The organism is Marivirga sp., assembly GCF_024636815.1.
In the GTDB taxonomy this organism is placed as follows: domain Bacteria; phylum Bacteroidota; class Bacteroidia; order Cytophagales; family Cyclobacteriaceae; genus Marivirga.
In genome coordinates this window covers 1-7,483 of the sequence record NZ_JAGXGF010000011.1, presented here as the reverse complement: position 1 = coordinate 7,483, position 7,483 = coordinate 1, and the positions used below count along the sequence as shown (strand labels likewise).

Annotated in this window: 5 protein-coding genes; 2 read left to right on the top strand and 3 right to left on the bottom strand. The window is 36.1% G+C overall.

Features of this window, described 5'->3' with window-relative positions:
• Positions 1 to 111: 111 nt before the first annotated feature.
• Positions 112 to 1,386 (bottom strand): isocitrate lyase, encoded by a 1,275-nt coding sequence (aceA, locus tag Q0L29_RS00935; RefSeq protein WP_296618385.1) that lies wholly within the window; start codon positions 1,384 to 1,386, stop codon positions 112 to 114.
• A gap of 34 nt (positions 1,387 to 1,420) precedes the next feature.
• Positions 1,421 to 3,013, bottom strand: a complete 1,593-nt coding sequence (gene aceB, locus Q0L29_RS00930; protein ID WP_296618384.1) for a malate synthase A — start codon at positions 3,011 to 3,013, stop codon at positions 1,421 to 1,423.
• 464 nt (positions 3,014 to 3,477) lie between these two features.
• Here aceB and Q0L29_RS00925 point away from each other — a divergent pair, with 464 nt between their 5' ends.
• Together Q0L29_RS00925 and Q0L29_RS00920 are read left to right on the top strand one after the other, a co-directional pair.
• Positions 3,478 to 4,965, top strand: a complete 1,488-nt coding sequence (locus Q0L29_RS00925) for an XRE family transcriptional regulator (RefSeq protein ID WP_296618383.1) — start codon at positions 3,478 to 3,480, stop codon at positions 4,963 to 4,965.
• Positions 4,966 to 5,095: 130 nt separating this feature from the next.
• Entirely contained in the window at positions 5,096 to 5,308 is a 213-nt protein-coding gene (locus Q0L29_RS00920) for a DUF2892 domain-containing protein (protein ID WP_296618382.1), read from the top strand.
• A 66-nt stretch (positions 5,309 to 5,374) separates the two neighbouring features.
• Here Q0L29_RS00920 and Q0L29_RS00915 read toward each other — a convergent pair whose 3' ends face one another.
• Positions 5,375 to 7,183 carry a hypothetical protein gene (locus Q0L29_RS00915; RefSeq protein ID WP_296618381.1) on the bottom strand — a complete coding sequence of 603 codons (1,809 nt, stop codon included), beginning with the start codon at positions 7,181 to 7,183 and terminating at the stop codon, positions 5,375 to 5,377.
• Between the last annotated feature and the right edge of the window lie 300 nt (positions 7,184 to 7,483).

The window sequence follows — 7,483 nt, the reverse complement described above, 5'->3', positions numbered from 1 at the left end:
TCAGTAGGTCTTAAAACCTGTCAGGTTTCATTATGATATTAATGTTGATTTTAAAGAAAAAACTACACATCTATATTAGTCGTAAACCTGACAGGTTTATTTAGAGCTCTACTAAAATTGTGCTTCTTCTGTTGAGCCTTTCAGTGCTGTGGTAGAAGATTTGCCTTGTGTAACTGCATTTTGAACTGCATCAAAATATCCTGTTCCCACAAAAGCTTGGTGTTTTACCGCTTTGAAACCTTGTTTCTGTAAGGCAAATTCTCTTTGTTGCAATTCAGAATAACCAGCCATTCCTTTGTTTTTATAAGCTGTAGCCAATTCAAACATAGCTGTATTCAATGCATGGAAACCAGCAAGTGTGATGAACTGGAATTTATATCCCATTTCAGCTAATTTTTCTCTATACTCCAACATTTCACTTTCTGTTAATTTAGCTGCCCAATTGAATGATGGTGAACAATTGTAAGCCAGCATTTTGTTTGGGTATTTTTCTTTTAAGGCTTGCGCAAACTCTCTTGCTTCTCCCAAATCAGGATTGGAAGTTTCGCACCAAACTAAATCAGCATATGGAGCATAAGCTAGTCCTCTGTTGATGGCTTGTTCTAATCCATTTTTCACACCAAAGAATCCTTCAGCAGATCTTTCCCCAGTTAAAAATTGACGGTCTCTTTCATCCACATCTGAAGTTAATAAATTAGCTGCATCAGCATCAGTTCTCGCAATGATTATAGTTGGTACGCCCATTACATCGGTTGCTAATCTTGCTGAGATTAGTTTGTTTATAGCTTCCTGAGTAGGAACTAAAACCTTTCCTCCAAGGTGTCCACATTTTTTGGCTGATGATAACTGATCTTCAAAATGAACTCCCGCTGCTCCAGCTTCAATCATACCTTTCATTAATTCAAAAGCATTTAAGTTGCCACCAAATCCTGCTTCAGCATCGGCTACTATAGGTGCCATCCAGTGAACATCACCTTCTCCGCTTACAGATTGAATTTGATCAGCTCTTAGTAAAGCATTGTTGATTCGCTTCACCACATTAGGTACGCTGTCAGCAGGATATAAACTCTGATCAGGATACATTTGTCCCGCAAGGTTGGCATCTGCAGCCACTTGCCATCCACTTAAGTAAATGGCTTTTAAACCAGCTTGAACTTCTTGTATAGCTTGATTTCCTGTCAATGCTCCTAAACCGGAAACAAATTCTTCTGTTTTTAACAAATCCCACAATCTTTCAGCGCCTAATCGGGCTAAGCTGTGGTCGATTTTTACGGTTCCGGCTAATTTTACTACTTCTTCAGCAGTGTAAGTGCGTTCTACATCTTTCCATCTTGGGTTAGTGTCCCAATCCGTAACTATTTGATTGATTTTTTCTTGAGTATTCATGTCGTTTCAGTTTATAGTATGATTTAAAATTGATTTATAAATGTGGGTATGCTTTCAGGGTAAGGAAGTCTTCAAAATCCTCGCTCTTCACTAACTTTTTCAGTAAATCCCGAGCAATAGCTAACTTTCCTGTTTCTACTCGTTCTTGTCCTAGCATCTCTTTCACTTTTTCTGTTTCTTCCTCTAACATCATACAGAAAAGTGCTCTGTTAAATATCTTTCCATTTTTAAAGGAGACTTGATGATGATACCATTGCCATAATTGCGCCCGGCTGATTTCTGCTGTGGCCGCATCTTCCATAAGATTATAGATAGCTGCAGCACCTGTGCCTTGCAGCCATGATTCTATATATAATAAGGCAACGTTAATATTCATTCGGACTCCTTTTTCCGTAACCTCTCCATACATCACATTTGGACTGGTTAAGGCAGATGGAGTAGTGGTGAATTCTTCTCTTTTTATGTGTTTTTGATGTGGTTTTTCCCCAATAATTTGATCGAAAACAGCTTCTACTGTTGGAATTAGTGCCGGATGGGCTACCCAACTTCCATCATAGCCCGCTAAAGCTTCTTCTGTCTTGTCATTTTTGACTTTGTCCAGGATCTTTTTATTTTCCTCTTCATCCTTGGTTGGAATGAAAGCAGACATACCGCCAATAGCATGAGCACCTCTTTTATGACAAGTTTTCACCAATAGGTTGGCATAAGCCTTCATAAAGGGAACTTGCATAGTGACTTGATTTCTATCTGGTAAAATGTGATCAGCTCTGTCTCTGAATTTCTTGATAAAACTGAAAATGTAATCCCATCTACCGGCATTAAGTCCGGCCATGTGATCTCTTAATTCATAAATGATTTCTTCCATCTGGAAAGCAGCCGTAATGGTTTCTACTAATACAGTAGATTTGATGGTACCAACAGGTATGCCTAATTCATTTTGAGCAAATATGAATACATCGTTCCATAATCTGGCCTCACACCGGTGTTCCAGTTTAGGTAAGTAGAAATAAGGACCACTTCCGTTTCTAATGAGTTCATGTGCATTGTGGAAAAAGTATAATCCGAAATCAAAAAGTGAAGCTGAAATCTGCTCTCCATTTACTAAAAAGTTTTTCTCTGATAAATGCCATCCTCTGGGTCTTACTTTCAAAACAGCAGTTTTATCATTCAATTTGTAGGATTTGCCATTATCACCAGTAAAATCAATTTGCTTTCTGATGGCATCATATAGATTTTGCTGACCTTCCGTTATGTTTTTCCAAGTGGGACTAGTAGCATCTTCAAAGTCTGCCATAAAAACTTTGGCGCCAGAGTTTAAGGCATTGATGATCATTTTTCTATCCACAGGACCCGTGATTTCTACTTTCCGATCTTGTAAGTCTTTAGGTAAGGAAGCAATTTTCCAATCAGGATCATTGCGGATGTCTTCCGTGGTTTTTGGAAAATCTAATTCTTTTCCTTGTCTGATTTGGTCATAGACTTGTTCTCTTCTGCCTAGAAGTTCAAATCTCTTTTCATTAAACCTTTCATGCAGTTTATTTAAAAATGATATGGCTTCTTCTGTCAATAAGTTAAAGTCTTCGTTTTTCTTTTTAGATTTTTGTAATTGTGCTGATGTAGTTTCCATTTGATTATCAGGTTTTAAGGTGATCGATAGGTCAAATGTAAGTCAGCGAAAATTAAATAACAAGCGAATATTCGCTATTGGATTTTATTCGCTATATTAGCGAATGACTTTAAAAGAAGCAGTAAGTAATTAAGGGTCTGAAAAAAAAATGAAAATAGTTTCTTCGCTTTTTAGGAGAATGATTGAAAACTGAATTTTTGATATAATTTAGGATAAAAGCCAATCACGTTAAGACATATTTCATTAAGAAGTTTTTTCGCTTTAGCGAAAACTCTTTTGTTTTCTTTTGACTCTTCTGTGGTAAAAAAGTAATGTTTGTTAATCTGAATAACCGGTAGCAAATTTCCACCACAACAGAGACAAGAGAACACAAAAGAAAATAACCTTAGTTATTTTTCAGGTTTACAATTAAACATAAGTATTCAAAGCTCGGATTGAAGGAATTAAACTAAAAAGAACTAAAAATGGCTATATCTCAAGAAAATGTAAAACTGATATTTGGTTTAAAAGTAAGACAACTACGCTTGGAAAAAGGATTGTCTTTTGCGCAATTATCGAAACAAACCGGATTATCTGCATCTTATTTAAACGAAATAGAGAAGGGTAAAAAATATCCTAAAATAGAGAAAATCAATAAACTTTCAGAAACACTGGAAGTCAGTTTTGATGATTTGGTTTCTTTGCAATTGAGTAAAAAACTGGCTCCATTAGGAGAATTATTGCAATCAAATCTTTTTAAAGAACTGCCTTTCGAGCTTTTAGGGATCGAGCCCGCTCATTTATTAGACCTTTTAAGTAATGCCCCAGCAAAGCTAGGAGCATTTTTAAGCACCCTTATTGAAATCAGTAGAAATTACGGGCTAAGAGTAGAGAGTTTATATCTTAACATGTTGCGCTCTTTTCAAGAAATGCACGATAATTATTTTGAAGGCATAGAAGAAGCCGTAGAATCTTTTAGAGCTCAATTTTTTAAGGATGTGTCTTTTCCTTATACCTTCCAGCAATTACAGGAAATTCTGAATTCTGAATATAATTATCAGATATTACCTAATGGATTGGAGCATCAGCAGGAATTAAAGCCTTTGCGCTCCATGACGATTCCTGGCGGTTCTCCGCAGTTGTTAATGAATCCAAAATTAACGGAATCCCAAAAGCTTTTTACTATGGCAAAAGAGCTTGGTTATCAAACTTTAAAATTAAGTCCAAGACCATTAACCTCTAGTTGGATTTCCGTCAATTCATTTGAAGAAGTATTGAACAATTATAAAGCCTCTTATTTTGCTTGCGCACTGGCATTACCTGAAAATGCTATAGTTGAAGATTTGAAAAAATTCTTATCTGAACCAAGGTTTAATCCCAATTTGTTATTAGATATATTAGAAAATTATCAATGCACTCCTGAAATGTTGATGCATCGGATGACTAATTTATTACCCAAGGTTTTTGGAATTAAGGAGTTATTTTTTCTACGTTTTAGCACTTCAAACGAAAAAACTTTTAAGCTGACAAAAGAAATGCATCTATCAGGCTTGCATAATCCTCATGGAACAGCATTGGATCAGTCTTATTGTAGAAGGTGGGCATCCATTGAAATATTAAAGGAATTAAGAAATCAAGAAGGGGAAGATCAATATGGAGTTAAGTGCAAAGTACAGCGTAGTCAGTATGTGAATTCAGATAATGAATATCTGATTATTAGCCTGGCTAAGCCGAGTAATAAGAACATAGGCCAAAATAGTAGTGTTTCTATTGGGTTATTGATTAGTCCACTAATGAAGCGCAAGGTAAAATTCCATAATGACCCTGTTATTCCTATTCGAATTGTAAATGAAACCTGCGAAACCTGTCCGCTCTACGATTGTCATGAAAGAGCTGCACCTGCTCATATTTATGAAGAAGCCCAGCAATTGAAAGCCATGAAGAAGGCAGTGGATTTATTGACTAAGCAGTAGTAATAAACTTTCTTAGGTTGATATCAATAGGAAACTTAAAGAGGTAGGTATGATTCTGTAACAAAAGTTACGCCCTTAAAAATTTTATTAATTACTTTTAATGAATAGTAATCACTAAAAATTAATCGTTATGAAAGCTAATATGGGAACTGCTGATAAGACCATTAGAATTTTATTAACCATTACAGTCGGAGTATTATACTACTTTGGAATTATATCTGGAACATTAGCCATTATTTTAGGTATATTGGCTTTAGTATTCGTAATCACAAGCTTTATAAGTTTTTGTCCGCTGTATTTACCTTTTGGGATATCAACGAGAGGTAAATCAGCCAAACAATAATCAAAATAAAAAAAGCGACTCATTTGAGTCGCTTTAAACCAATAAACAATTATGAATCTACTATTATTATAATACTGTAAATGAAACTACTACAACATTTCCGTTGAAAGCTTCAGGAGCATCACCATTATCTGGGAATCCATACTCACCATCAACAGGGTCTTCTACATGTAGCATTGGAAATAAAACATCTCCTGAAGCTACAGTTCCAGCTGAAACATCAACCATCACATCAGTATTGATTCCTGCATTTACAAAAGTCTGACCAATAACCGGTCCTGGAGTACCATCTCCATTATCTTCATGAATTACAATCCATCCATCAACTGCAGCATTTACTTCAGCAATGGTCACCATATCATTTGTTACAACCTGATTTTCTGCAATTACGCCTGGTGCCGAAATTTCAATTGAACTAAATGTTATTGGATTATCAAATCCGTTTGCTCCATCAAATTCATAAGATCCTACTGTACCATTGTCATTATGTAACATAATCCATAATGTTTCACCATCTGTAAGCTCTTCGGTAAATGAAATTTCTACATTTTCTGTAGTACCTGCTTCTAATGCAACGGGTTCTGAAATAATTCCTGGAGCTACAAACGATCCATTTCCATTATCTCTATGAACTACTACCCAGGAAGGTTGGCTAACTGTAATGCTTTCAACAACTACTTGAGTTTGAGAAACAGTTTGATTGTTGGCTACAAATTCACCTGCTGGAGCCTCAATTGTTATGGTCTGTGTCGTAATCGGACCATCAAAGCCATTAGCCCCATCAAATTCATATTCACCTATCACTCCATTTTCAGTGTGGATCATGATGTATATAACATCGCCCCCATTTAATGGATTGTCTTGATTTATATCAATTTGGACATTAGAGTTTGATCCTGATTCCAATTGAACAGGAGTTGAAATAATTCCCGGAACTTCAGGACCATCACCAGCTTCATTACTAGCGTGTACCACTACCCAAGCTGTGGCATCAACTGTTAAATCAGAAACGGTAATTGTATTTCCTTGAACAATTTGATTTTCTGCGGTAATGCTTCCGGTTGGAGCTTGAGTTTCAAAACCTACTACCACTACATTGTCACCGAATACTTCTGGGCCATCACCATTGTCTGGAAAACCATATTCTCCATCAGCCGGGCTCTCAACATGCAACATCGGGAAAAGCATTTCGCCACCTGCGAAAGTAGCATTACCTAAATCTATCATTACATTAGAATTACTACCAGCTTCAACAAAAGTTTGACCTAAAACTGGACCAGGGTTTCCTTCTCCATTATCTTCATGGATTACGATCCAGCCATCAACAGCAGCATTCACTTCTTCCATTACAACCTTGTTTTCACTCACAACCTGATTGCTAACTGTTACACTTGGAGCAGATAGCGTGATTTCACTCATTACGATGTCTCCTGCTTCAGTCGTAATAGGAGCATCTAATCCATTCGCTCCATCAAATTCATATACACCAGCTTCTCCATCATCATTATGAAGCATCACCCAAACGCTTGCACCATCTGAAAGACTAGCAAAATCGTTTAAAGTTACCTCAACATTATTAGCTTCTCCAGCTTCTACTAATACTGGTTCTGAAATGATATCAGGAACCACTGGGCCTCCTTGCTCACTTGCGTGCACAACAATCCAACCATCTTGGTCTAAATTGACATTTGATACAATAATAGTATTTTGAGAAATAGTTTGATCTGAAACAGTCAACATACCAGTAGGCATTTCAGGTTCCATCATTTCTTCTTCGTCATTATTACATGCCGTAAATAATAAACTTGACGCTGCTATTCCTAGCAAGGTGCTCTTCATTAAAGTTTTCAAATTTTGTTTTTTCATCTTCATCATACTTTCTATTTTGATTTCGCTTTGATTTACGCAACAGATTCAAAAGCAGATTTCATGTAGTTTCAATAATTTGTAAGAAACATTATTAAACCTTTTGAATTTAGTAATTAAGTTGCTCATTATTAGAATATTGTGTTGAGATGAAATGTTTTAAATATTTAGTAACCTGAGTTCGACTCTAATTTGTAAATTCAGATTTTCATATAATTCAATAGACAAGGCGTCTTTGAGAAGATATAGCGGGCTATATCGAGGGAAGATAACGCAGTATATTGGATTATATGGAAAAGCTTTTCCTAT